This window comes from Stenotrophomonas sp. GW821-FHT01H02A, assembly GCF_059422145.1.
Genome location: NZ_JBWKWI010000003.1, coordinates 40,817 through 64,641 on the forward strand (window position 1 = coordinate 40,817; position 23,825 = coordinate 64,641).

The window sequence follows — 23,825 nt, forward strand, 5'->3', positions numbered from 1 at the left end:
GCCACCCATGGGGTGGCTCTACAAGTGAAGCCGCTGCCTGGCCCGGCGCTGATCAGGCGCCCAGCGCTTCCGGCAGCAGGGCGTCGACAAAGGCTTCCGGATCGAACACGCGCAGGTCTTCCGGACGCTCGCCGATGCCGCAGAAGCGGATCGGAATGCCGAACTCGCGGGCCAGCGCGAACACCACGCCGCCCTTGGCGGTGCCATCCAGCTTGGTCACCACCAGGCCGGTCACATTGACCGCGGCATGGAACTGACGCAGCTGCGAGAGCGCGTTCTGGCCGGTGGTGCCATCGATGACCATCAGCACTTCATGCGGCGCATGGGCGTCGATCTTGCCGAGCACGCGGCGGATCTTGCCGAGCTCGTTCATCAGCCCGGCCTGGGTATGCAGGCGGCCGGCGGTATCGGCGATCAGCACTTCGGTGCCGCGCGCCTTGCCGGCCTGCAGCGCATCGAAGGCGACCGAGGCCGCATCGGCGTTCTGGCCCTGCGCGACCACGGCCACGCCGTTGCGCTCGCCCCAGGCCTGCAGCTGTGCGACGGCGGCAGCACGGAAGGTATCGCCGGCGGCCAGCATCAGGCTGTGCCCATCGTCCTTGAAGCGCTTGGCCAACTTGCCGATGGTGGTGGTCTTGCCGACGCCGTTGACGCCGACGGTCAGCACCACGAACGGCTTGGCGGTACGGTCGATCACCAGCGGCTTGGCGACCGGCTGCAGGATCGCGATCAGCTCGGCGCGCAGCGCGGTGAGCAGCGCATTGGCATCGGCGAACTCGCGCGCCTTCATGCGCTTGCGCAGGCCTTCGACCAGGGCGGTGGTCGCGCCGACGCCGACATCGGCAGTGATCAGCGCGGTCTCCAGTTCGTCGAGCAGGTCGTCATCGAGCTTGGGATTGCGCGAGAACAGGCCGCCGAAGCTGCGGGCGATCACGCTGTTGCGCAGGCGCTCGCGCCAGCCGCTCTTGCCAGCCGCGGCGGGGGCGATGTCCTGTGAGGACGGGCGCTCGGTGACGATGGTCGGGGCAGCCGGAGCCGCCGGCGTAACAGGCGTAACAGGCGTAGCCGGAGTGACCGGAGTGGGCGCAACCGGCGCGGCGACCGGCGGCGCGACGACGGCAGGCGCAGGCGCAGCCGGAGTCGGGACAACCGGTGCGGTCACCACGGCAGCGGGAGCAACCGGCGCCGGGGCAGCCGGCGGTGCGACCACGGGCGCAGGGACGACGGGAGCAGGCACTACCGGGGTGGCAACGGCAGGCGCAGGCTCAACCGGCGTCGGCGCGATCACGCGCTCTACCGGGGCTGCAGCAGGCGCCGGGGTTTCCACCACGGCCGGCAATGGTGCAGACGGTGCAGCAGGCTCCGGACTGGCCTGCGGGAACGCAGCAGCCAGCTCCTCGGTGGAGTAATGCTGGGTCTTGGCCGCCTCTTGGGGGGCGTCCTGGGGCTTTTTGCGACGGAAGAAGCTGAGCATTGGCAAAAGACGCTGAAATCAGAGGGGTATGCTACCACTGCGCCCCGAAGGCCCATGGGCGTGCAGGTGCGGTGGGGCGGGACTCAAGTAATGGCCGATGCGGCCGTTACCGGTTGTGAAGGGCTGCGCCATGCGGGCGTGGCCGGAACAGCGAAACGGTGAACGATGAGCGTGATGTCCATTGCCAGCACCGGCATGCGTGCCGCCTCGCTGGGCCTGCAGGCCGCCGCCGCCAACGTGGCGCGGTTGCCGGTCACGGATGCGACACGGCTGGGTGTCGCGCAGGCGACAACGGCTGGAGGCGGTGTGACCGCCGCCGTGGTTGCCGCGCCCGACGATGCCAATGCGCCGATCGCGGACCTGCTCACGGCCAAACAGGCCGCGCTGGCGTTTGCCGCCAACGCGACCGTGGTGCGCCGCCAGGACGAAATGCTGGGCACCCTGCTGGACCGCTGGGCCTGATCCCGGCGGGTGCGCCGGCCGCTGCCCAGCGCCACGCATCACCGTCCGCAACAGGGCGCCGACACGAAGCCGGCGCCCCCTGCAGAACGCCTTACGCCGACAGTTCCAGCAGCAGCTTGTTGAGCCGGCGCACATACGCCGCCGGGTCCTTCAGCGTGTCGCCTGCCGCCAGCGCGGCCTGATCGAACAGCACGCGGCTCAGGTCATCGAAGCGCGCGGCATCGCCTTCCTGGTCCAGCTTGCCGATCAGCGGGTGGGCCGGGTTGAATTCGAACACCGGCTTGCTGTCCGGCACCTTCTGGCCGCTGGCTTCCAGGATCTGGCGCATCTGCAGGCCCAGGTCCTGTTCGCCGATCGCCAGGATCGCCGGGGAGTCGGTCAGGCGGTGCGAGACACGCACGTCGGCAACGTCATCGCCCAGTGCGGACTTGATGCGGTCCACCAGCGCCTGCTTGTCCTTGGCAACCGCTTCCTGCGCCTGCTTGTCTTCGGCGCTTTCCAGCGCGCCCAGGTCCAGATCGCCACGTGCGACATCGACGAACGACTTGCCGTCGAACTCGGTCAGGTAGCCCATCAGCCACTCGTCGATGCGGTCGGTGAGCAGCAGCACTTCCACGCCCTTCTTGCGGAACACTTCCAGGTGCGGGCTGTCCTTGACCTGGGTGTGGCTGTCGCCGGTCAGGAAGTAGATCTTGTCCTGGCCCTCGATCATGCGGCCCACGTAGTCGGCCAGCGAGACGCTCGGCTCACCGCTGTCATCATGGGTGGAGGCGAAGCGCAGCAGGCCGGCGATTTTCTCGCGGTTGCCATAGTCTTCCGCCGGCCCTTCCTTGAGCACCTGGCCGAACTGCTTCCAGAAGCCGGCATAGACCTCCGGCTTGTCCTTGGCCAGCTTCTCCAGCATGTCCAATGAGCGCTTGGTCAGCGCCGACTTCATCGAGTCGATGACCGGGCCGGACTGCAGGATTTCGCGCGAGACGTTCAACGACAGGTCGTTGGAATCCACCACGCCCTTGATGAAGCGCAGGTACAGCGGCAGGAACTGCTCGGCCTGGTCCATCACGAACACGCGCTGCACGTAGAGCTTCAGGCCCTTGGGCGCGTCACGGTGGTACAGATCGAACGGGGCGTGGCCGGGGACGTACAGCAGCGAGGTGTACTCGAGCTTGCCTTCGACCTTGTTGTGGCTCCACGCCAGCGGATCCTGGTGATCGTGCGCGGCGTGCTTGTAGAACTCCTGGTACTCGGCGTCGCTGATCTCAGTGCGCGGGCGGGTCCACAGCGCGCTGGCCCGGTTGACGGTCTCCCATTCGACCTCGGCCGGGGCGTCTTCGCCGTGGTGTTCCTTGACCATCTGGATCGGCAGGCCGATGTGGTCGGAATACTTCTTGATGATGCCGCGCAGGCGCCAGCCATCGGCGAAATCGCGCTGGTCGTCCTTCAGGTGCAGCACGATGCGGGTGCCGCGCTCGGGCTTGTCGATGCTTTCCACGTCGAACTCGCCTTCGCCACGCGAGGACCAGTGCACGCCCTCGCTGGCGGGCAGGCCGGCGCGACGGGAGTAGACGTCCACCTGGTCGGCGACGATGAAGGCGCTGTAGAAGCCGACGCCGAACTGGCCGATCAGCTGGGAGTCCTTTTTCTGGTCGCCGGAGAGCTGGCGCAGGAAGTCGCCGGTGCCGGACTTGGCGATGGTGCCCAGGTGGGTGATCGCTTCGTCGCGGCTCATGCCGATGCCGTTGTCGTCGATGGTCAGCGTATTGGCCGTGGCATCGAAGCTGACGCGGATGCGCAGATCGCCGTCGTTCTCGAGCAGCGCCGGCTGGGTCAGTGCTTCGAAGCGCAGCTTGTCCGAGGCATCGGCAGCGTTGGAGATGAGCTCGCGAAGGAAGATTTCCTTGTTGGAGTACAGCGAGTGGATCATCAGCTGCAGCAGCTGTTTGACTTCGGTCTGGAAGCCCAGGGTTTCTTTTTGGGTCTGCACGGTCATGGGTCGTGTTGCTCCTTGGGACATTGCCGCGCCCGGCGCGGCGGCTGGCTCAAGGGGTAGGGGTGGATTGTCCCGAATTCAAGTGGTGTGCGTCCGCCACGGCGCCTGCCTGGCTGCGCAGGGAGGATGGCGGGTACGGGGTGCCGGGACGCGGCGTGAACCCATTCATGGGGCCTCGTGGGCAGCATCCCTGCTGCCCAACGTTCCCGGCACCCCGTACCCGCCATCCTCCTGTCAGGGATCCGGTGTGGTGCAGGTGGACCCCTCCGGCAGGTTGGCATCGTCGTAACGGCACGTGGTACGTGAGCGAAGGGCGCGGGTTTTACTGCGACAACCTAGAATGTCAGGCTGAATCGCCTGCCCTCGGTGCCCATGACTCTTTTCCGCCCCTTTGCCCATCCCGTTTCCCTTTGTCTCCGGAGCCACGCATGAAACCGCGACAGCCGGCCGCCGCCGTGGGCCAGGTGCGGATCATCGGGGGCAAGTGGCGCAATACGAAGCTGCCGGTGCCGCTGTCGCCGGGGCTGCGGCCGAGCAGTGACCGGGTCCGCGAGACGCTGTTCAGCTGGTTGATGCCGCGGCTGGGCGGGGCGCGGGTGCTGGACCTGTTCGCCGGCAGCGGGGCGCTGGGGCTGGAGGCGGTGTCGCGGGGGGCGGCGCAGGCGACGCTGGTGGAGCGGGACGCGGCATTGTCCCGGCAGCTGCGCGAGTCGGTGGCCAAGCTGGGGGCGCAGGAGCAGATCGCGGTGGTGCAGGCCGATGCGCTGCAGTGGCTGCGGCAGCCGGCGGGGCCGCTGGCGGACATCGTCTTCATCGATCCGCCGTTCGCCGATGGGCTGTGGGACGCGGTGATCGCCGGGCTGCCCGCGCATCTGGCCACCGATGCCTGGCTGTACGTGGAGTCCCCGGCCGACCAGGCACCGAGGATGCCCGCGCCGTGGCTGCTGCACCGCGAAGGGGGCACCCGGGAGGTCCGTTTTGCCCTGTATCGCCGCGCCACTGCTACACTTTCACCAGACCAACACGCGTAGCTACCGTATGACCGTGGCCAACCGCCGCATTGCCGTGTACCCGGGCACCTTCGATCCGATCACCAACGGTCACATCGACCTGGTGAACCGTGCTGCGCCGCTGTTCGAAAAGGTGGTGGTGGGCGTGGCGCAGAGTCCATCCAAGGGGCCGACGCTGCCGCTGGAGCTGCGCGTCCAGCTGGCCCGCGATGCACTGGGCCATAACCGCAACGTGGAAGTGCGTGGTTTCGATACCCTGCTGGCGCATTTCGTGCGCTCGGTACAGGGCGGGGTGCTGCTGCGCGGCCTGCGCGCGGTGTCCGATTTCGAATACGAATTCCAGATGGCGAGCATGAACCGCCATCTGATCCCGGAGGTCGAGACGCTGTTCCTGACCCCGGCCGAGCAACACAGCTTCATTTCGTCTTCGCTGGTCCGCGAGATCGCCCGCCTGGGCGGCGACGTGTCCGGCTTTGTGCCGTCCGCAGTGCTTGAGGCGCTGCGCAAGGTCCGTGAAGCGAAGTCGGGCCAAGCGTAGTACCTGTCAGACCCATACATACCAAGAATCACCAAGGGAGGAATTCCATGAACAACACCATGCGTGCCATGTTGATCGCGTCGTTCGCGCTGGCCTTCACCGCCTGCAAGAAGGAAGAGGCCGCACCGGTCGTCGAAGCCCAGCAGGCGCTGGTCGCCCCGGCTGCCGATGACGATGCCGGCTGGAAGAAGTACCTGCAGGCCGTGGCCGTGCAGAACATGGGCAACATCACCAACAGCCCGTACCTGTATTACCTCGCCCCGGAATCGGACCCGGAATTCGCCGCCAAGTATGAGCGCCAGGTCGAAAGCGCCACCCAGGCCGTGGGCCGTGGCGTGCAGCCGGGCAACATGCTGGCCTTCGGTTCTTCGGCCTCGGCCAAGATGGCCGACATGATCCAGGCCGTGTTCAAGGACGTCTCGCCGGACTCGATGAAGGGTGTGCGCGTGGTGTTCATCGGCAAGGCTGCCGACAACGCCCGTGTCCAGTCGATCATCCAGCCGACCGGCGCCGAGTACATCTTCGTCGAAGCCAAGTAACCCGTGCAGTGGCGGCCGTGCCTCGTGCGCGGCCCGGGTGGCGCCCGCAGGGGCGTCACCGATGACCGGCCCGCGCGCCCGCGTGGGCCGGTTCTCATCCGCCGGCGCGGGCGTGGAGTAACGCCATGTCGCTGAAAATCAATGAGCTCTGCGTCAATTGCGACGTCTGTGAGCCGGCCTGTCCCAACCAGGCCATTTCGATGGGTGAAACCATCTACGTGATCGATCCGGCCCGCTGCACCGAGTGCGTGGGACATTTCGACGAACCGCAGTGCGTGGTCGTCTGCCCGGTCGAGTGCATCGATCCCGATCCGGACATTCCGGAAACCCAGGACGCCCTGCTGGCCAAGCTGCACGGGCTGCAGCGCGATCATCCCGAATTGTATGTCACGGAGTTTCTGCCCAAATGAGCACGCTGTCGCGTCGTTGGTTGCTGTTGGTCCTGCTGGTCAGCCCGGGCCTCTGGGCTGCGGAATCCCCGCAGTCGACCCTGGCCGGACACCCTGATGGCGTGGCCGTCGCCAGTGGCCATCACCTGGCCACGGAAGCGGGCATGGAAATCCTGGCCAAGGGCGGCAACGCATTCGATGCGGCCGTGGCCGTTTCGGCGACGCTGGCCGTGGTCGAGCCGATCAGCTCGGGCCTGGGCGGCGGCGGGTTCTTCCTGCTGCACGATGCGGCCACCGGCAAGGACGTGATGCTGGATGCGCGCGAGACCACGCCAGCGTCCGCCACCCCCGCCGCGTTCCTCGACAAGAAAGGCGAGCTGGACCGCGACCGTTCGGTCAATGGCCCGTGGTCGGCCGGTATTCCCGGCCTGCCGGCGGCACTGGTGGAACTGTCCTCCAAGCATGGCAAGCTGCCGCTGAAGACCTCGCTGGAACCGGCGATGCGCATCGCGCGCGACGGTTTCCCGGTGTATGCGCGGATGGCCAAGGGCTACGAATCGCGGCGCGCGGTGATGCAGCGCTACCCCGGCACGCGCGAAGTGTATGAGCGCAACGGCACGCCGATCGCCGAAGGCGACCTGTTCCGCCAGCCGGAACTGGCCCGGACCATGGAGCGCCTGGCCGACCAGGGTTTCGATGGCTTCTACCGGGGCGAGACCGGCAAGCTGCTGCTCAAGGGCGTGAAGCAGGCCGGTGGCCAATGGACCGCCGAAGAACTGGCCGGCTATCGGGTCAAGCTGCGCGAACCGATCTCCTTCAAGTACCGCGACTGGACCATCACCACCGCCTCGCCGCCGTCCTCCGGCGGCATCGCGCTGGCCGCCATGCTGCAGATCCTGGAAGGCTGGGACCTGAAGGACCTGGATCCGGCGCACCGCACCCATCTGGTGGTGGAAGCCATGCGTCGCGCCTACCGCGACCGCACCTTCTTCCTGGGTGACCCGGACTTCGTGGACATCCCGCAGAAGGTGCTGACCAGCAAGGATTACGCGCAGGGCCTGCGTGCCACCATCCATCCGGACAAGGCCACCCCGAGCGACCTGCTGTCGGGCAACCCGACCCCGCTGGAAGATGACGAGACCACGCACTTCTCGATCATCGACCGCGAAGGCAACCGCGTCGGCGCGACCCAGACCGTCAACCTGCTGTATGGCTCGGGCCTGATTCCGTCGGGCACCGGCGTGCTGCTCAACAACGAGATGGACGACTTCGCGTTGAAGCCGGGCACGCCCAATGCCTTCGGCGTGATGGGCTATGCGGCCAATGCGCCGAAGCCGGGCAAGCGCATGCTCAGCTCGATGACGCCGACCTTCATGGAGTCCGCCGACAAGGTCGTGGTGCTCGGCACGCCCGGTGGCAGCCGCATCATCACCATGGTGCTGCTGGGCATCCTGGGCTACGATGATGGCCTGACCGCGCAGCAGGTCGCTGCGCTGCCGCGTTACCACCACCAGTGGCTGCCGGATCTGATCGAAGCCGAGGATGGCACCTTCGATGCCGGCACCATCAAGCAGCTCCAGGCGATGGGCCACAAGATCGATCTGCCCGGCGATACCGCCGCCGGTGGCCGCGGCTCCAGCCACGTATGGGGCAACCTGCAGACCGTGGAATGGGACCGCCGCAGCAACCTGCTCAGCGGGGGCAGCGACCCGCGCAATCCGGTCGGCAGTGCCGAGGTCAGCCAGGCGCACTGATTCAACCCAGAAACGAGAAACCCCGTCCCAGTGGCGGGGTTTTTTCATGGGCGGTGGCTAGCGAATATTTAACGGCCACACGACGATAATTTGCGAATGAAACTATGGTCCATCCGCGGTAACTCCCAGAAACTCGACGGCGGTGCGATGTTCGGCAACGCGCCGCGCGCCGTCTGGGAAAAGTGGGCAGTGCCGGACGATCTCAACCGGATCGAACTGGCCTGCCGCGCACTGCTTGCCAGCCCGCTGGCCGGCAGGACGGTGCTGTTCGAAACCGGGATCGGCGCGTTTTTCGAGCCTCGGCTGCGCGACCGCTATGGCGTGCAGGAACCCAGCCATGTGCTGATCGAATCCCTGCGCGAGGCCGGTTTCGAGCATGAGGATATCGATGTGGTGGTGCTGAGCCACCTGCATTTCGATCACGCCGGTGGATTGCTGGCGCCGTGGAGCGAAGGTCGCTCGCCGGAACTGCTGTTCCCGAACGCGACTTTCCTGGTCGGCGCCGGGCACTGGGCCCGCGCGCTGCATCCGCATCCGCGTGACCGCGCCAGTTTCATCCCCGAACTGCCCGGCCTGCTGCAGGCAAGCGGGCGACTGGAAATCGTCGATGGCCCGTACTCGAAGACGCTGGGCGACAGCGTGCGTTTCAGCTTCAGCGACGGGCACACGCCGGGGCTGATGCTGGCCGAGATCACGGGGCCGGAAACCGTGGATGGCCAGGCACGGGGTGGGGTGGTGTTCTGCGCGGACCTGATCCCGGGCCGCTCGTGGGTGCACGTGCCGATCACCATGGGCTACGACCGCAACGCCGAACTGCTGATCGACGAGAAGCGCAGCTTCCTGGAAGACAAACTGGCCCGTAACGTCCATCTGTTTTTCACCCATGACCCGCAGTGCGCGCTGGCGCAGGTGTCACGCGATGAAAAGGGCCGCTTCGGCACCGTGCACGAACAGGCCGAACTGAAAGCCCGCGCCTTGGCGTAACGCCCAGGGCTGTCCCGGCCGCGTAACCACGCCGGTCGGTGCCGACCGTTGCTCGGCACCGATCCCCGTGGCACGGGCAACAGCCCGGTTCGACGCCTCAATGCGCCTTCAGGCAACCGCTCATGAACGTTTTGCGCGCATCGCCGGCCAGATTCTTCGCGGCCGCATCGGCGTTGCAGCTCTTCATGCGTTCCTGCGGCGTGCTCGCCACCGGGGCGGGGCCGCTGAGGCAGGCCTTCTGCGCGGACTTGTAGTCCTCGCCGGTCTTGCCTTTGTTCTTGGCTGAGCAGTCGGCCATGCGCTGTTGCTGCGGCGTGGCGGCACTGACAATCACGGGGCCACCCAGAAGCAGCAGGCAGGCCAGCAGGGACACGGTCTTCATGACGCAGCTCCACGCACGGGTTGATGGTGCGCGCAGCTTCTGCCCGGCCATGGCTAGGCCGTGTGAAGCCGCGGCGGCCGGTGCTGGCCGCCGGTCAGCACGACACCATCAGCCGACCACGCGGGTCCCGAAGATGCGGTCGCCGGCATCGCCCAGGCCCGGCAGGATATAGCCCTTCTCGTTGAGCTGGGCATCGATCGCGGCGGTGAAGATCTCCACGTCCGGGTGCACGGCCTGCACGGCGGCGATGCCTTCGGGCGCCGCGACCAGGAAGATGCCCTTGATGCGGCGGGCGCCGGCGCGCTTGAGCATGTCGATGGTGGCGATCAGGGTGCCACCGGTGGCCAGCATCGGGTCCAGGATCAGCGCATCGCGCTCTTCCAGGCGGCCGGTCAGGCGCTCGAAATAGGGCACCGGCTGCAGGGTTTCCTCATCGCGCTGCAGGCCGACCACGCTCACCCGCGCGGCGGGGATCAGCGAGAGCACGCCACTGAGCATGCCCAGGCCGGCGCGCAGGATCGGCACCACGGTGATCTTGGCGCCGGCGATGCGCTGCACCGTCACCGGACCGGCCCAGCCGGCCATGGTGTGGGCTTCGGTATCCAGATCGGCGGTCGCCTCATAGGCCAGCAGCCCACCGAGTTCATTGGCCAGCTCGCGGAAGTCCTTGGTGCTCAGGGACGCATCGCGCATCAGGCCGATTTTGTGCTGCACCAGCGGATGGCGCACTTCGACGATTTTCATGGGGGGAGGGTTGGCAAAGGAGAGGCTGATAGTGTGCCGCAGCCGCACTGTACCGGGCCAGAGTCGCGTGACGGAAAGGTGACGGGGGGGTCTCTGGAGCGGTGCCGCATCCACCGGTGTCATCCCCATGCAACCTGCCGGACATACCGTGCTGACCCATTCTTTACACAGATTGGGGAATGCAGTGCAGAAGAAGCGTCCGTTGGGCCTGGCGATCAGCCTCTCGTTGCTGGCGGTGATCACCCCGTCCGCCCATGCCGCCGACGCGCCCGATGGCGGTGCGGTGACCAGCGGCGCCGCGGCCGGTGCCGCGGCCATCGATCTGGACCGTGTAGAAGTACGCCCGCAGCTGGAGTCGCAGACCCGCGCGGTCGACCTCAAGCGCAGCAGCGATGCGATCGAAGACGCGGTGTCCTCCGATGCCATGGGCGTCTACCCGGACAAGAACGTGGCCGAGTCGCTGCAGCGCCTGCCCGGCGTGAGTGTCACCCGTGACCAGGGCGAGGGGCGCTTCGTGGTCATCCGTGGCCTGGATGCCAATCTCAACAGCGTCAGCGTCGACGGCATCGCCATCGGCACGCCGGAGGACTCCAGCCGCGCTGCACCGCTGGACGTGATTCCCTCCGACTCGACCGAGCGCCTGCGCGTGGTCAAGTCGCCGACCCCGGACATGCCCGGCGACGCCATCGGTGGCGCGATCCTGGTCGAGTCGGCCTCGGCGTTCGACCGCGAAGGCCGCAACCTGCGCGGCAAGATCGAGGCCAGCCACCAGCAACTGTCGGGCAACACCAGCCCGAAGGCCGCGATCAACTACAGCGAAGTGTTCGCCGATACCTTCGGCGTGGCGCTGGGCGTGAACTACCAGAACCGCAAGTTCGAGTCGGACAATACCGAAGTGGAGTACGGCGAGTTCGACGGTGGTGCCGAGGACGACCTGTTCGCCAACAGCCTGCAGCAGCGCAAGTACGATATCGAGCGCAAGCGCATCGGCGCCAATCTGAATCTGGACTGGCATCCGGACGACGACAATCGCTATTACCTGCGCACGCTGTACAGCCAGTTCGATGATGCCGAAACCCGCCAGCGCACGATCTTCAACTTCGGCGATGGCGAGGTCACCGCGCTGGGCAACAACCAGTATCGCGTCGATGACCTGCCCGCCGATGCGATCCAGAAGCGCATGCGCTACCGCACCAAGAAGGAAAATACCTTCACCACCAGCGCCGGTGGCGAGAACCGCCTCACCAACGCGGTGGTCGATTACAAGGTGGGCTACACGCGGACCGAAGAGCGCGTCAACGACGAGATGGAAGCGCGCTTCGAGTACAACGGGGATGACCTCGGCGCCACCGTCGATCAGACCAGCGGCATCCCGCGCTACACCCTGACCAGCGCGCAGTGGATGGACAACGGCAACTACGACTTCGACCGCTTCGTGCTCTCCCCGAAGCAGGTCAACGACAGCGAGCGCAGCGCGCAGATCAACGTGCGCTTCGATGGGGATTCCTCCAGTTACAAGATCGGCCTGCTGGGCCGCTGGCGCGACCGCGACGTCAACGTCGATGAGCGCGAACTGCGCGTCGGCCCGGACGTGGCATTGTCGGACTGGACCACCGCCACTCCCGATCACCGGGGTGGCAGCCTCGGCCAAGGGATGAGCTCGGACGCCATGCGCCGCTACTGGGCCCAGCATGGGGGCCAGTACAGTGCCCGCCCGCAGGATGCCGGTGGTAACGCGCTGACCTCGCTGGAAGAGGACTACACCGCCAGCGAAGACATTTTCGCCAGCTACGCGATGGGTACCTGGGATGTTGGCGCGCTGCGCATCATCGGCGGCGTGCGCGTGGAAAGCACCCAGTTCAGCGCCACCGGCAACAGCGTGGACGTGGCGCCCAACGGCCGCAGCTTCACGGTCACCCCGCTGAGCGTGAGCCGCAGCTACACCAACGTGCTGCCCGACCTGCATCTGCGCTACGACGCAGGCGATGACTGGGTGCTGCGCGCGGCCGCCAACAAGACCGTTTCGCGCCCGTCGTTCGGTGACGTGGCACCGCGCGTGGGCCTGAGCCGTGGCGATGAGGAAGTCCGGGTCGGCAATCCGCAGCTGGATCCGTACGAATCGAAGAACATCGACCTGTCGATCGAGAAGTATCTCGGCAGCACTGGCATCGTTTCGCTGGGCGTGTTCCACAAGTCGATCGACGGCTACATCGTCAACACCGTGAGCAACAGCGATCCGGCGTATCCCGGCTTCGAAGTCACCCGGGTGATCAACGGCAACAAGGCCACGGTCAAGGGCGCCGAGTTCAACTGGCAGCAACAGCTCGCCTTCCTGCCGGCCGGCTGGGATGGTCTGCTGGTCGGCGCCAGCGGCACCTGGCTGGATACCGATTTCGACCCGGGCGTGGCCGGCCGCGAGCGCGACGATTTCATGCTGCCGCGCGCGTCCAGGCACGTGTACAGCGCGCACATCGGCTATGAGAAGGCCGGCTTCAGTACCCGCGTGGCGGCGGTCTACCGCAGCGAGTATCTGGACTCGCTGGGCGACAGCCGCGCCTATGACATCTACGTCGCACCCAACACCCAGCTCGATTTCAGCATGGACTACAAGATCACCTCGAACGTGAGCGTCTACTTCGAAGCGCAGAACCTGCTCGACAAGCCGCTGGAGCTTTACCAGGGCGTGCGCTCGCGCACCCTGCAGAACGAGGAATACGGTCGCACCTACGCCCTCGGCCTGAAGGTGGCCCTGTGATGCGCGCCACGCATTGCCTGGGCCTGCTCACGCTGGCGTTGTTGAGCGCCTGCAAGCCGGGCGGCGCACCGGAGCCGGCGGCACCCGCCGCGCCGACCGCGGCCGTCGATGCCCGCACCGCACGCCATGTCGCCACCGTCGCCGAGGCATTCCTGACCCCGATGACCCCGGACGACAACATCGACTCGCCGGCCAGCTGGACTACCCCCGAGGGCCAGGTCTGGCTGATCGCCACCGCCAAGGCAACCGACAAGCTGGTGGTCTATGACGGGCAGACTGGCGCGCACCTGCGCGACGTCGGCAGCCTCGGCACCGCCCCGGGCCAGTTCGACCGCCCCAACGGCATCGCCGTGGTCGATGACCTGGTGCTGATCGTGGAGCGCGACAACCACCGCGTGCAGGTGCTGCAGCTGCCGGACTTCACCCCGCTGGGCGTGTTCGGCGCCGAGGACCTGCGCAAACCGTACGGGCTGTGGGTGAACAAACAGGGCGGGGGCTACGATGTCTACGTGACCGATTCCTACGACGCTGGCGAAGACGCGCAGGGCAACGACGTGTTGCCGCCGCTGGCCGAGCTGGACAAGCGAGTGCGCCGCTATGCGCTCACCGTGCAGGACGGCATGGCGCAGGCCTCGCTCACCGCCAGCATCGGTGACACCACCGACGCAGGCGCGCTGCGGGTGGTCGAATCGATCTGGGGCGACCCGGCCAATGACCGCCTGCTGATCGCCGAAGAGGACGAAACCTACGCCAGTGAAATCAAGGTCTACACGCTGGAGGGCCGTTTCAGCGGCACCACGTTCGGACGCGATGCATTCCAGGCCCAGGCCGAAGGCGTGATGCTGCGGACCTGCGGCAAGGATGGCTGGTGGATCACCACCGAGCAGGGCAAGCAGCGCAGCGTGTTCCATCTGTTCGACCGCCACAGCCTGAAACATGTCGGGGCGTTCCAGGGCAATACGGTGGCCAACACCGACGGCATCTGGTCGATGCAGGCGCCGTCCGCGCGTTTCCCGCACGGTGCGCTGTACGCCGTGCACGATGACCAGGGCGTGGTCGCGTTCGACTGGGCGAGCATCGCCAGGCAGTTGTCGCTGCCGCTGGAGTGTGGCGCGTGAGCCGCGTTCCTGCCGCCCTGATCGCACTGGCGATGGCGCTGCTGCTGTGCAGCGGCAGTGCCGTGGCGAAAAAAGATGCCGAGAACGGCGCCGAGCCGAACACCCAGGTACCCGCGGGCAACCGCCACTACGCGGCGACCGGTTTCCCGGACCGGCTGGTCGCCTCGCCGGCACAGGACGCCGCGCGCGACTTCTCGGTCGCCTGGCGCACCGACACCTCGGTGAAGTCGCCCGTGCTGGAATGGGTCGTGGCCGGCGATTCGCCGGATGTCGGCACGCCGACCCGCATCACCGCGACCACCCAGGCGCTGACCACTGAACTCGGCGCGTCCCATCATCACCGTGCCGACGTGACCGGCCTGCAGCCGGACACCCTGTACCTGTGGCGCGTACAGGGCCAGAACACCTGGAGTGCCTGGAACCAGCTGCGTACCGCCGGCCGCGCCGAGCAGCCGCTGACCCTGCTGTATTTCGGTGACACCCAGAACAAGAACCTCAGCCACGTCTCCCGGGTCATGCGGGCCGGCCTCAAGGCCGCCCCGGACGCGCGCCTGAGCCTGTTCGCCGGGGACCTGGTCAGTGGCGGCGACGGCCAGGATGACAGCGAGTGGGGCGAGTGGTTCGCCGCCGCCGGCTGGCTGCCGCAGGAAACCGCGGTCGCCCCGGCGATCGGCAACCACGAGTACGTCGAGGAGTTCGAAGACACCCCGCAGGAGCGTCGCGTGCTCGGTCGCCACTGGCCGGTGACGTTCGCGCTGCCGCGCAATGGCGTGGACGCCGCCGACACCAGTACCTACTGGTTCGACTACCAGGGCGTGCGCATCGCCGTGCTGGATGGCACCTCCGCGCTCGACCTGGGCACGGCGAACGCCCAGGCGGCGTGGCTGGACAAGGTACTGGCGGACAACCCGCAGCCGTGGAGCATCGTGCTGCTGCACCAGCCGTTCTATTCGCCGCGCGAAGGCCGCGAGAACACTGAGCTGCGTGATGTGCTGCTGCCGGTGGTGCGCCGCTACCAGGTCGATCTGGTCCTGCAGGGGCATGACCACACCTACGGCCGCCGTGGCGAAGGGCAGGACGCGACGCCGCAGTTCGTGGTCACCGTGGCCGGGCCGAAGCAGTACCGGCTGTCCGATGAGGCCCGCGCCACCATGGCGCCGGTCGGAGAGGACACGCAGTTGTTCCAGGTACTGAAGATCGATCCGACGCACCTGCGTTACGAGGCGCGCACCGTTACCGGACGCCTGTACGACGGTTTCGAGTTGACACGTGGCGCCGATGGTCGCAAACAGAAGGCCGAATTGATGCAGGGCCGCATCGCCCCCCGTGACTGCACGCGCGCCCAGACCCTCAAGGGCCGTGCCGACCGTTGCTGGGAATGACTGATCGGCCGGGCCGCTGCGGCGTGCCCGGCCATTCATGGAGACCGAGATGATCCATCGACGCACCCTCCCGCTGGCAGCGCTTGCCACCGTGCTGCTGCTCATCGCCGGCGCGGGCGTCGCCGCCAACGCGGTGCTGCACCCGTTCCTCGCTGCGCAACCGAAGACCGCGCCCGAGGAGGTCAACCTGGCCGTGGAGATCCCGGCCGGCAGCTTCACCAAGTACGAGATCAAGGACGACGGTCTGGTCCATGTGGACCGCTTCCAGTCGATGCCGGTGGCGTATCCCGCCAACTACGGCTCGATGCCGCGCACCCTGGCCGGCGACAACGATCCGCTGGACGCACTGGTGCTGACCCGTGAGCCGCTGCATCCGGGGGTGATCGTCCGCTTCCGCCCGATCGGCTTCCTCAAGATGGTCGATGACGGCGAGCAGGACGAAAAGGTGATCGGCGTGCCGACCGACAAGATCGACCCGACCTACGCCAACATCCGTGACCTGGATGACTTGCCGCTGATCGAACGGCAGCGCATCGAAGCCTTCTTCCGGGTCTACAAGGACCTGCCGGCCGGGCGCAATCCGGTCCAGCTCAACGGCTGGGGCAACGCCGCCGAGGCCAAGGCCCTGATCCGCGCCTCGATGCAGCGTTTTGACGCCCATCAGCGCCGCGCCAGAGGCGACTGACCAGCGCGGGCGCGGTACCGGGCGCTCACGCCCGGCCCACGTCCGCCTTCTGCAACCGGCGCAGGAACACGGCCATCTCCTTGACCGCCTGCTTGTCGCCATTGGTCCCGGCGACGCGATGGCCTTCCTGCCATGCCTGGGCCGCGGCGGCCTTGTCGCCGCCCGCCAGATGCGCTTTACCCAGCCATTTCCAGCCCGCCGAGTACTGTGGATCCTGTGCGACACAGCGCTGCAGATGGATGACCGCCTCCGCGGTGTCACCCGCGTCGAGCAGGGCCTTGCCCAGACCGAAGCGGAGCAGGGCGCTGTCGCGACCCTGTGCGAGCAGACGTTGCAGTGCGGAGATATCCATTCGACGCAGACTCAGGCAGTGGTGACGCGGGCGTAGCGCCCGCGGTGGAAGGCAAGGGTGTCGCCGGGAGCGGTATCCAACTGCACCACCTGGCCGATGACCAGCACATGATCACCGGCGGACAGGGTCTGTTCGACCGTACAGATCAGCTGCGCAACCGCGCCGCGGACCAGCGGTACGCCACTGGGGTGCACCATCATCGTGCCGGGCACCGGCACGCGCCGCCGTTTTCCATCGGCGAAATGCCGCGCCAACGCGATCTGCCGGGCGGCCAGGATACTGATCGAAAATGGCCTGCCGATGCGATACACGGCCACATCGGGCGAGCGGTTCGACAGGCTCCACAGCAGCAGCGGTGGGTCCAGCGACAACGAAGCAAAGGAGTTGATCGTCATCGCGAACAGGGCATCGTCGTCATTGTGAGTGGCGACGATGGCGACCCCGGTCGGGTACTGGCCGAAGGCATGGCGCAGCGCGGCCGCAGACAGCGGCGGGTCCAGCACTGCAGCCTCGGACAACGTGGCGGAGGGCTGCGTGCCGAGGCCCAGTGCAGGACCCGTGTCCATCAACGGCCGCCGGCGGCCTGGTAACGGCGCGCGACTTCGGCCCAGTCGATCAGCTCGAAGAAGGCGGCGATGTAATCCGGGCGGCGGTTCTGGTAGTTCAGGTAGTAAGCGTGCTCCCACACATCCAGCCCCAGGATCGGTGTGCCACCGGAGAGGCCCGCGACCTCGCCCATCAACGGGTTGTCCTGGTTCGGGCTGCTCTCCACCAGAAGCTTGCCATCGCGGCTCAAGGTCAACCACGCCCAGCCACTGCCAAAGCGGGTCTGCGCGGCTTTGGTGAAGGCCTCCTTGAACGCGGCGTAGCCGCCGAGGTCGCGATCGATCGCTTCGGCCAAGGCGCCTTCCGGCGTGCCGCGGTTGGCGGTCAGCACCGTCCAGAACAGGCTGTGGTTGGCATGCCCGCCACCGTTGTTGCGGACGGCGTTGCGCACACCTTCGGGCAGGGACCCGATATCGGCGATCAGCGCGTCGATATCCGTGTTCTCGATCCCGGCATCGGCGAGCGCGGCATTGAGATTGGTGATGTAGGTCTGGTGGTGCTTGGCATGATGGATTTCCATCGTGCGTGCATCGAAGTGCGGTTCGAGTGCGTCGTAGGGGTAGGGCAGGGCGGGGAGGGTGTAGGCCATGTGCATCTCCAGGGGGGGGAGCGGAAGGGAGGACGCCACGATAGAACCTCAAGCGTGATTGAGGTCAAGCGTGGCGATGTGGAACAGTGCGGGCCATCCGCGCGTACCCGCTGCCTGTCCTTCACCTGCACTGGCTATGATTGCCTCTCGAATCTTCCGGGGTAGTCTCGTGTCGGTAGCGTTGGTGTGGTTTCGCCGTGATCTGCGGTTGCAGGACAACCCGGCCCTGCAGGCCGCCCTGGATGCCGGCCATGTGCCGGTGCCGGTCTACATCCACGCGCCACACGAAGAGGGCGATTGGGCGCCCGGTGGCGCGTCCAACGCGTGGCTGCATCGTTCGCTGGCGGCGCTGGACGCTGACCTCCGTGCGCGCGGTTCTTCGCTGGTGCTGCGCCAGGGCGACAGTCAGTCGCAGCTCCAGGCGCTGATCGAGCAGACCGGTGCGGTGGCGGTCTACTGGAACCGCAAGTACGAACCGGCCACCCAACCGCGCGATGCGAAGATCAAGCGCGAACTGCGCGAGCAGGGCATCGAGGCCGACAGCCACAACGGCAGCCTGATGTTCGAGCCGTGGGACGTGGCAACCCAGCAGGGCGGGCCGTACAAAGTGTTCACCCCGTTCTGGCGCAATGCGCTGACCCGCCTCCAGTTGCCGGCGCCGAGCGGTGTACCGGACCGGTTCCCCGGGCACAGCGCGAGCGGCGGAACGCTGGAGTCACTGGGCCTGGCGCCGGCGATCCCATGGGACCGGCAGTTCTGGACGCATTGGCAGCCCGGCGAAGCCGGCGCCCACGAGGCACTGACGGTCTTCATCGACGGTGCCCTCAACGGCTATCGCGAGCAACGTGATCTGCCGGACCGGGTCGGCACCTCGCTGCTGTCGCCGCACCTGCATTTCGGCGAGATCGCCCCGTGGCAGATCGTCCGCCGCTTGCAGGGCGAGCGCAGTGCCAGCCGGGATGCCGACATCGACGGCTACATCCGCGAGCTGGGCTGGCGCGAGTTTTCGTATCACCTGCTGCATCATTTCCCGCAGACGCCGGATCACAATCTCAACCCACGCTTCGATCAGTTCGAGTGGGCCAAGCCCGATGCGGGCGCGCTGCGTGCATGGCAGCAGGGCCGTACCGGCATCCCGATCGTCGATGCCGGCCTGCGCGAGCTGTGGGCGACCGGTTACATGCACAACCGCGTGCGCATGATCGTCGCCAGCTACCTGTGCAAGCACATGCGCCAGCACTGGCGCGAAGGTGCACGCTGGTTCTGGGACACGCTGGTCGATGCGGACCTGGCCAACAACACCATGGGCTGGCAGTGGGTTGCCGGCACCGGGGCGGACGCCGCGCCGTACTTCCGGATCTTCAATCCGGTCACGCAGTCGCAGAAGTTCGACCCGCAGGCGCGTTACATCTCGCGCTGGGTGCCGGAGCTGGCCGCATTGCCGGTCAAGGCGCGCTTTGCTCCGTGGCAGTCACCGCAGTTGCTGGCCGAGTGCGCGCCAGGCTATCCGGCCTTGCCGCTGGTGGATCTGTCCGAGGGTCGGGATGCCGCCTTGGCCGCGTATCGCCACACGGGCGGAGCGTGACCCACACCCCGGATCGAGCATGGCAGCCGTAAACGATTACCTGAACAGGGAGCTGCCGAGCATTCCATTCATCATGCCGGCATCGCGTTGGGCTGTTTATGCTCTTCACGGCCCGCACGCCGGCGCCGTCCGGTAACCAAGGAGAAACCTCATGATTCGACCCGCAACCCGCAACGTGGCCCTGGCCCTGATGACTGCTGCCGCCCTGACGGCCTGCGCCACCGGTGGCTCCTACGTGCAGAGTGACCAGTACGGCAACCCCGTCGAACAGCAGAACCGCACCGGCCGCAACGCGTTGATCGGCACTGCCGTCGGCGTCGCCGCCGGCCTGCTCAGCGGCAACAGCGCCACCGAGCGCCGCCAGCACGCCATGATCGGTGCCGGTATCGGCGCACTCAGCGGCGCGGCGGTCGGCCAGTACCAGGACCGTCAGGAACGCGCGCTGCGCGAACGTACCGCCAACACCGGTATCGACGTCTCCCGCAATGGCGACAACCTGGTCCTGAACCTGCCGGACGGCATCACCTTCGACTTCGGCAAGTCCACCCTGAAGCCGCAGTTCTACAGCTCGCTCAACGGCGTGGCCAGCACGCTGGCCGAGTACAACCAGACCATGATCGAAGTGGTCGGCCACACCGACAGCATCGGCAGCGACGCAGTCAACAACCGTCTCTCCAAGGAACGCGCCGATTCGGTCGCCGCCTACCTGGCCGGCCAGGGCGTGCAGCGCGCCCGCATCGAAACCCTCGGTGCCGGCAAGGCCTACCCGATTGCCGACAACAACACCGATGCCGGTCGCGCGCAGAACCGCCGCGTCGAAATCCGTGTGATTCCGTTGCAGCAATAACGCGACGGGTCTTGTTGCAACGTTCGCGCCGCAAGCGGGAACGGAACGCCAAAACGACAACGCCGCCCAAGGGCGGCGTTGTCGTTCATGCGGCACTGTACTGATGAAGCATCGCCAGGATCACACCGCCGTCACCGTCTCCAGAATCCGCTTCCCGGTCGCCTGCAGCTCGGTTTCCACCTGCGTCTGCTGCTGCTTGGCCAGCTTCGCCGCCGGGCACTGGGCCAGCATGTAGTTGGCGTCGAAGTTCATCTTCTCGACCAGGAAATCGACGAACGCGCGCACCTTCGGCGAGACCAGCCGGCCGCCGGCGAACACCGCGTTGAAGTCCACTTCCGGCCCGGTCCAACCGGCCAGCACGCGGCGCACCATGCCCGATTCGACGAACGGCTTGGCCATCACGTCACCGGTCAGCAGCAGGCCTTCGCCACACACCAGCGCACCGTTCAACGCGGACGGATCATTGGCCACCAGCAGCGGATTCACCGGGAAATCCAGCAGTTCGCCGCCGTTTTCGCCCAGCTGCCAGAAGAACCGGTTGTTGTTGAGGTTGCGCGCCTTGCGCATCGCCAGGATGCGATGGAACTGCAGCTCGTCCGGATGCAGCGGCTCGCCATAGCGTTCGATGTAAGCCGGGCTGGCGAACACCTGCGTGCGCAGGCTGCCGAGCTTGCGCGCGACCAGGTTGGAGTCGGGCAGGGTGCCCACCCGCAGCGCCAGATCCGCCTCACCGGCGATCAGGTCGAGCTTCTCGTTGCCCAGGTGCATGTCCAGCTGGATTTCCGGGTACTGCGCATGGAACTGACCCAGCAGCGGCGCGATCCAGGTGATGCCGATCGAATAGGGCACGGTGAAGCGCAGCCAGCCACGCGGACCGGACTGCAGCTGGTTGACCGCGCCTTCGGCTTCTTCCAGTTCGCGTGCGATGCGCTGGCAGTGCTCGTGATAGACCGAGCCGGCCTCGGTGAGGCCGAGGCGGCGGGTGGTCCGGTGCAGCAGGCGCGCGCCGAGGCGCGTTTCCAGTTCCTGCACTTTGCGGCTGACCGTCGTCTTGGGTAGCCCCAGTGCAGTGGCGGCGGCGATGAAACTGCCTTGCTCGACCACTTTGACGAAGATCAGCGTGTCGTTGAGATCGTGGGCCATGACGGGATCCAAAGTCGGGGGAGGGAAAGAGTGCCGCAAATGATTGTGCCGGGCACGGGATGATTATTCCCCTAAATCCGGACTAATCAAGGGGGAGTTTGAGGACTAATCTGGCGCCATTCCAGATATGAAGGACGACAACCATGTGGTTGCGGAACATTCTAGGCCGCCTGCGTAGCGGCCCCAACGCCCCGCTCGACCTCGCGATGACCGTGGAAGCCCGTCCGGGTTCCTTGTCCCGTAAGGCTTTCCGGGAATTCACTCCGCCTGCCAACATGCAGCGCGGTGGCAGCATCCAGCTCGGCGCCCGCAGTGGCGACCGACTGGGTCGAATTGGGATTATCCCGGCGACGGGAGTGAAAGTCCCATGAATGGGACATTGGCCCCCGAGGTGCTGGTGCTCGGTGGCACCGGCAGCGTGGGCCAGGGCATCGTGGCGGCCTTGCTGGAGGCCGGCAGCCCCGTGCTGGTGGTCGGCCGCGACCCCGGCCGTCTGGCTGCGCTGCAGGAGCAGTTCGCCGATGAGCCGGGCCTGGAAGTCCTGCTCGGCTCGCTGGGCGATGACGGCTCGGCACGCAGCGTGGCCGAGCGCATCGGCGGGCGGCCGCGCGCGCTGGCCGCGGTGGTGGATGCGATGGGCGGCCCCTACAACCGTGGGCGGGTGACCGATCGCAGCGGTGATGCGTTGTTGCAGGCGCTGCAGGCGGATGTGATGCCGCACGTGCACGCCGGGCGGCATCTGCTGCCGCTGGTGCGCGGTGGTGCGCAGGCGCGGCGCTATGTCCTGGTCGGCGGCCCGGCCGGCTTCAAGCCGTGGGCCGGGCATGGCGAGTCGTCGATCACCATGTCGGCCACGCGCATGTACGCGCAGGTCCTGCACCAGGAAGCCCAGGCATTGGGCGTGCGCGCGCAGATGCTGGAAGTGTGCGATCCCGTGTGCACCCCGGCCAATGCAGCGAAGGCCTGCATCGAATGGCCGAGCGCGCTGCTGGTCGGCCGTCGCGTGGTCTCGCTGCTCGACAACTGCACGGACAACCGCGCGATCGTGCGCTGCGACGCGCGCGATGCCGAACTGCCGCGCGGACTGCTGCACCTCGACCGTCCTCCACCGCTGTCGCGCAACACGGCCGGCACGGCTTGACCTCTACCGAGGTTCAGGTCCCAGGCTACGCCCCCACGTCGCCCCACGTTTTCGATTCTGTATCACCACCCCTACGTACGGATGCATGTCATGACTTCCAACTCCTCCCCGCAACGTTTCACCCGACGGCTGGCCATGGCCGGCGTTTCGATCCTTGCCGCCGCGGTGCTGACCGCCTGCAGTGGCAGCCACGCTGAAGAAGCCGGCATGCCGCCGCCGCCGTCGGTCAGTGCCGCGCCGGTGCTGGTCAAGCAGGTCAGCCAGTGGGACGACTTCAGCGGCCGCGTCGAAGCGGTCGAAAGCGTTGAGCTGCGTCCGCGCGTCTCCGGCTATATCGACAAGGTCAACTATGTCGAAGGCCAGGAGGTCAAGAAGGGCGATGTGCTGTTCACCATCGACGCACGCAGTTACCGCGCCGAGCTGGACCGCGCCACCGCCGAGCTCAACCGCGCGCGCACCCAGGCCCAGGTGAGCCGCAGCGAAGCCGACCGTGCCCGCCGCCTGTCAGACCAGCAGGCGATCTCCACCGAAACCTGGGAACAGCGCCGTGCGGTGTCCGAGCAGGCACTGGCGCAGGTGCAGGCTGCACAGGCCGCTGTTGACGCAGCGCGCTTGAACATGGAGTTCACCCAGGTGCGTGCCCCGATCAACGGTCGCGCCGGCCGCGCGATGGTGACCGCTGGCAACCTGGTCACCGCCGGCGACAGCGCCAGCGTGCTGACCACGCTGGTCTCGCTGGACAAGGTGCATGTGTACTTCGATGCCGATGAAGGCACCTTCCTGCGCTACGCCCAGATGGCGCGCAAGGGTGAACGCCCGAGCGAGCGCGACAGCGAACTGCCGGTGAAGGTGGGCCTGTCCGGCGAGGACGGCTACCCGCATGAAGGCAAGGTCGACTTCCTGGACAACCAGGTGACCCGCAGCACCGGCACCATCCGGGTTCGCGCGCTGCTGGACAACGCCGACCGCGCCTTCACTCCGGGCCTGTTCGCCCGCGTGCAGCTGCTGGGCAGCGGCCAGTTCCAGGCCATGCTGATCGATGACAAGGCCGTGCTGACCGACCAGGACCGCAAGTTCGTCTACGTGGTCGACAAGGACAACAAGGCACAGCGCCGCGATATCCAGCTCGGCCGCAATGCCGACGGCCTGCGCATCGTCGAGCAGGGCCTGAAGGCCGGCGACCGCGTGATCATCGACGGCGTGCAGAAAGTCTTCATGCCCGGCATGCCGGTCCAGGCCAAGGCCGTCGCGATGCAGCCGGTTGCCGCACCGGTAGCCGCGCCGGCTGTTGCAAAGAACTGAAGGGCAGCCGACTGACCGTCGGTTCTACATAGCAGCCGACCAACGGTCGGCTCT

General features: G+C 67.0%; 23 protein-coding genes. 15 read left to right on the forward strand and 8 right to left on the reverse strand.

Annotated elements, in window-relative coordinates; all coding sequences use genetic code 11:
• Nucleotides 1–52: 52 nt before the first annotated feature.
• Entirely contained in the window at nt 53–1,474 is a 1,422-nt protein-coding gene (gene ftsY, locus AC07WC_RS05760) for a signal recognition particle-docking protein FtsY (RefSeq protein ID WP_495209156.1), read from the reverse strand.
• A gap of 165 nt (nt 1,475–1,639) precedes the next feature.
• Here ftsY and AC07WC_RS05765 point away from each other — a divergent pair, with 165 nt between their 5' ends.
• Complete coding sequence (locus tag AC07WC_RS05765; RefSeq protein ID WP_495209157.1) at nt 1,640–1,936, forward strand: hypothetical protein; 297 nt, start codon at nt 1,640–1,642, stop codon at nt 1,934–1,936.
• Nucleotides 1,937–2,027: 91 nt separating this feature from the next.
• On the opposite strand, the gene htpG is transcribed toward AC07WC_RS05765, so the two are convergent.
• Entirely contained in the window at nt 2,028–3,926 is a 1,899-nt protein-coding gene (gene htpG / locus AC07WC_RS05770; RefSeq protein ID WP_495209158.1) for a molecular chaperone HtpG, read from the reverse strand.
• A gap of 428 nt (nt 3,927–4,354) precedes the next feature.
• Here htpG and rsmD point away from each other — a divergent pair, with 428 nt between their 5' ends.
• The 6 genes from rsmD to AC07WC_RS05800 all read left to right on the forward strand — a co-directional run bounded on the left by rsmD (nt 4,355) and on the right by AC07WC_RS05800 (nt 9,140).
• On the forward strand, nt 4,355–4,957 hold the full coding sequence (gene rsmD / locus AC07WC_RS05775; RefSeq protein ID WP_495209159.1) for a 16S rRNA (guanine(966)-N(2))-methyltransferase RsmD: 603 nt from the start codon (nt 4,355–4,357) through the stop codon (nt 4,955–4,957).
• A 7-nt stretch (nt 4,958–4,964) separates the two neighbouring features.
• Nucleotides 4,965–5,474 (forward strand): pantetheine-phosphate adenylyltransferase, encoded by a 510-nt coding sequence (gene coaD / locus AC07WC_RS05780; protein WP_019183241.1) that lies wholly within the window; start codon nt 4,965–4,967, stop codon nt 5,472–5,474.
• A 47-nt stretch (nt 5,475–5,521) separates the two neighbouring features.
• Entirely contained in the window at nt 5,522–6,013 is a 492-nt protein-coding gene (locus tag AC07WC_RS05785) for a hypothetical protein (protein ID WP_495209160.1), read from the forward strand.
• A gap of 125 nt (nt 6,014–6,138) precedes the next feature.
• Nucleotides 6,139–6,423 (forward strand): YfhL family 4Fe-4S dicluster ferredoxin, encoded by a 285-nt coding sequence (locus tag AC07WC_RS05790; protein ID WP_070427136.1) that lies wholly within the window; start codon nt 6,139–6,141, stop codon nt 6,421–6,423.
• A complete protein-coding gene (gene ggt, locus AC07WC_RS05795) occupies nt 6,420–8,156 on the forward strand; it encodes a gamma-glutamyltransferase (RefSeq protein ID WP_495209161.1) in 1,737 nt (578 codons plus the stop codon). The genes AC07WC_RS05790 and ggt overlap by 4 nt, the downstream gene beginning before the upstream one ends.
• A gap of 96 nt (nt 8,157–8,252) precedes the next feature.
• A complete protein-coding gene (locus AC07WC_RS05800; protein ID WP_495209162.1) occupies nt 8,253–9,140 on the forward strand; it encodes an MBL fold metallo-hydrolase in 888 nt (295 codons plus the stop codon).
• Between the two features lie 97 nt (nt 9,141–9,237).
• Here AC07WC_RS05800 and AC07WC_RS05805 read toward each other — a convergent pair whose 3' ends face one another.
• Together AC07WC_RS05805 and upp are read right to left on the reverse strand one after the other, a co-directional pair.
• A complete protein-coding gene (locus tag AC07WC_RS05805; protein ID WP_495209163.1) occupies nt 9,238–9,522 on the reverse strand; it encodes a PsiF family protein in 285 nt (94 codons plus the stop codon).
• Nucleotides 9,523–9,630: 108 nt separating this feature from the next.
• Nucleotides 9,631–10,266, reverse strand: coding sequence for a uracil phosphoribosyltransferase (gene upp, locus AC07WC_RS05810; protein ID WP_019183235.1), 636 nt, complete (start codon nt 10,264–10,266; stop codon nt 9,631–9,633).
• Nucleotides 10,267–10,450: 184 nt separating this feature from the next.
• Between upp and AC07WC_RS05815 the strand changes: the two genes are divergently transcribed.
• The 4 genes from AC07WC_RS05815 to AC07WC_RS05830 are packed head-to-tail and all read left to right on the forward strand — an operon-like array spanning nt 10,451 to nt 16,206.
• Complete coding sequence (locus AC07WC_RS05815; protein ID WP_495209164.1) at nt 10,451–13,021, forward strand: TonB-dependent receptor; 2,571 nt, start codon at nt 10,451–10,453, stop codon at nt 13,019–13,021.
• Nucleotides 13,021–14,139, forward strand: coding sequence for a phytase (locus AC07WC_RS05820; protein WP_495209165.1), 1,119 nt, complete (start codon nt 13,021–13,023; stop codon nt 14,137–14,139). Before AC07WC_RS05815 ends, AC07WC_RS05820 begins: the two co-directional genes overlap by 1 nt.
• 32 nt (nt 14,140–14,171) lie before the next feature.
• Nucleotides 14,172–15,521, forward strand: a complete 1,350-nt coding sequence (locus AC07WC_RS05825; protein ID WP_495209412.1) for a purple acid phosphatase family protein — start codon at nt 14,172–14,174, stop codon at nt 15,519–15,521.
• 49 nt (nt 15,522–15,570) lie between these two features.
• Complete coding sequence (locus AC07WC_RS05830) at nt 15,571–16,206, forward strand: inorganic diphosphatase (protein ID WP_495209166.1); 636 nt, start codon at nt 15,571–15,573, stop codon at nt 16,204–16,206.
• A 25-nt stretch (nt 16,207–16,231) separates the two neighbouring features.
• Here AC07WC_RS05830 and AC07WC_RS05835 read toward each other — a convergent pair whose 3' ends face one another.
• Genes AC07WC_RS05835 through AC07WC_RS05845 form a run of 3 tightly spaced genes read right to left on the reverse strand, consistent with a single transcriptional unit; the run spans nt 16,232 to nt 17,753 of the window.
• Nucleotides 16,232–16,558, reverse strand: coding sequence for a tetratricopeptide repeat protein (locus AC07WC_RS05835; RefSeq protein WP_495209167.1), 327 nt, complete (start codon nt 16,556–16,558; stop codon nt 16,232–16,234).
• 11 nt (nt 16,559–16,569) lie between these two features.
• On the reverse strand, nt 16,570–17,124 hold the full coding sequence (locus AC07WC_RS05840; RefSeq protein WP_495209168.1) for a flavin reductase family protein: 555 nt from the start codon (nt 17,122–17,124) through the stop codon (nt 16,570–16,572).
• Nucleotides 17,124–17,753, reverse strand: a complete 630-nt coding sequence (locus AC07WC_RS05845; RefSeq protein WP_495209169.1) for a superoxide dismutase — start codon at nt 17,751–17,753, stop codon at nt 17,124–17,126. Before AC07WC_RS05845 ends, AC07WC_RS05840 begins: the two co-directional genes overlap by 1 nt.
• Before the next feature lie 169 nt (nt 17,754–17,922).
• Here AC07WC_RS05845 and AC07WC_RS05850 point away from each other — a divergent pair, with 169 nt between their 5' ends.
• Nucleotides 17,923–19,338, forward strand: a complete 1,416-nt coding sequence (locus AC07WC_RS05850) for a cryptochrome/photolyase family protein (RefSeq protein WP_495209170.1) — start codon at nt 17,923–17,925, stop codon at nt 19,336–19,338.
• 151 nt (nt 19,339–19,489) lie between these two features.
• A complete protein-coding gene (locus tag AC07WC_RS05855) occupies nt 19,490–20,185 on the forward strand; it encodes a YiaD family glycine zipper/OmpA-like lipoprotein (RefSeq protein ID WP_088432184.1) in 696 nt (231 codons plus the stop codon).
• Between the two features lie 120 nt (nt 20,186–20,305).
• On the opposite strand, the gene AC07WC_RS05860 is transcribed toward AC07WC_RS05855, so the two are convergent.
• Nucleotides 20,306–21,328 carry a LysR family transcriptional regulator gene (locus AC07WC_RS05860; RefSeq protein ID WP_495209171.1) on the reverse strand — a complete coding sequence of 341 codons (1,023 nt, stop codon included), beginning with the start codon at nt 21,326–21,328 and terminating at the stop codon, nt 20,306–20,308.
• Nucleotides 21,329–21,695: 367 nt separating this feature from the next.
• Between AC07WC_RS05860 and AC07WC_RS05865 the strand changes: the two genes are divergently transcribed.
• Together AC07WC_RS05865 and AC07WC_RS05870 are read left to right on the forward strand one after the other, a co-directional pair.
• The gene (locus AC07WC_RS05865) at nt 21,696–22,469 is read left to right on the forward strand and encodes an SDR family NAD(P)-dependent oxidoreductase (protein WP_495209172.1); all 774 of its coding nucleotides are present in this window, start codon (nt 21,696–21,698) and stop codon (nt 22,467–22,469) included.
• A 90-nt stretch (nt 22,470–22,559) separates the two neighbouring features.
• The gene (locus tag AC07WC_RS05870; protein WP_088432181.1) at nt 22,560–23,771 is read left to right on the forward strand and encodes an efflux RND transporter periplasmic adaptor subunit; all 1,212 of its coding nucleotides are present in this window, start codon (nt 22,560–22,562) and stop codon (nt 23,769–23,771) included.
• The last annotated feature ends 54 nt before the right edge of the window (nt 23,772–23,825 follow it).